We start from the raw sequence: 1,387 nt of genomic DNA on the forward strand, positions 1-1,387 counted from the left end.
TTCTAAGCCATTGGTCAAACTCAACGGCATCGTTATATTTCATCGCAATGCCGAAGTAGTTCATCCATCCTTGAAGATAGGTTCGGATTTCTCCGTACCTGCGTTGCATAGAGATACCCCAACTAAAATAAATAGGGACACATCCAATAAATAGGGACACATCCCATTTTCTAAATAAAAATAAATAGGGACACATCCCATTTTCTTGACACTCAACACAATAATCTATAGAATTCTGTATGCCGAGGATTGGGCGGGCAGTTGCAGCGGGATTTCCGCACCATGTAATACAGAGAGGAAACAACAGAGAGCATGTTTTCTTTGATGCAAATGACCGCAAGCAGTATCTGTCATTGCTGAAGAAATACTCTATGAAGTGGGAATCTCCGATAATGGCATACTGCCTTATGAGTAATCATATACATCTTCTGACAAAACCAAAGTCTGAGGAATCATTATATAAAATGATGCAGGGTCTTACCCTATGCTATACGCAATATATAAACAGGACATATAAACGGACAGGCAGGCTGTGGGAAAGCCGCTATCATTCATGCATTGTGGATCAGGAGAAATATTTATGGGCTGTTGCCAGGTATGTTGAGCAAAATCCCCTGCGTGCTGGGATGGTTAAGAAACCCGAAGATTACCCCTATTCAAGCGCACGCGCACATGTAAACGGCAGCAAAGATTCTGTTGTGGGAGAAGAACTCTTCAGTGACGACCGGAGGGAGGATTATATACTGTTGTTGCGCTCTGATATTCCCAGAAAAGAAATTGAACATCTGCGGTACGTGACAAAAACTGGAAGACCTTTTGGGAATGAGAGGTTTGTAGTCGAGATGGAAAAGAAGCTTGAAAGAAGGCTTTTGCAGCGTCCAAAGGGAAGACCAAAAAAGGAAACTCCTTAAAATGGGATGTGTCCCTATTTAATTAATTAATTATTTAATTCTAAAAAGTACGGAAAGAAGGCGGAGCTCAGATCAAGAACGATTTCACCAAGTGGCAACTGGAATACGGATATTTTTGACTGTAAATAATAGGCATAACTAATCACTACCTTTAGACGTCAGGTTGAAAAATGGTATAATTTTTCAATGAAATATACTCAATACTTTTTATTTATCAAACAGCGTCCTGATAGGGCAATTATCAAAGATGAATGGATATCGGATACAATTAAAAATCCTGTGAAAACAGAAGTTCAGAGCGATAGAAGAATAAGGAAATGGAAATTCATCGAAGAAGTAGGGAGATATTTAAGAGTAATCCTTTTAGAGGACGGAGAAACCGTTCATAATGCCTTTTTTGATAGAAACTTTAAGGAGGGAAAATAAAAATGAAAATTAGGTATTTCTCGGATACAGATACGGCCTTGATTGAGTTT

2 protein-coding genes are annotated in these 1,387 nt (G+C 39.0%); both read left to right on the top strand.

Translation table 11 applies throughout. The annotated features are described in order from the left end of the window. Positions 1-239 precede the first annotated feature (239 nt). Entirely contained in the window at positions 240-911 is a 672-nt protein-coding gene (locus AB1414_20920; GenBank protein MEW6609874.1) for a transposase, read from the top strand. Positions 912-1,097: 186 nt separating this feature from the next. Next, on the top strand, positions 1,098-1,337 hold the full coding sequence (locus AB1414_20925) for a hypothetical protein (GenBank protein ID MEW6609875.1): 240 nt from the start codon (positions 1,098-1,100) through the stop codon (positions 1,335-1,337). The last annotated feature ends 50 nt before the right edge of the window (positions 1,338-1,387 follow it).

The organism is bacterium, assembly GCA_040755795.1.
Lineage (GTDB): Bacteria > UBA9089 > CG2-30-40-21 > CG2-30-40-21 > SBAY01 > JBFLXS01.

What these genes read in the sequence shown, in the direction of transcription:
- AB1414_20920 (MEW6609874.1), top strand. Translation starts at nt 240, where the DNA reads ATGCCGAGGATTGGGCGGGCAGTTGCAGCGGGATTTCCGCACCATGTA.
- AB1414_20925 (MEW6609875.1), top strand. Translation starts at nt 1,098, where the DNA reads ATGAAATATACTCAATACTTTTTATTTATCAAACAGCGTCCTGATAGG.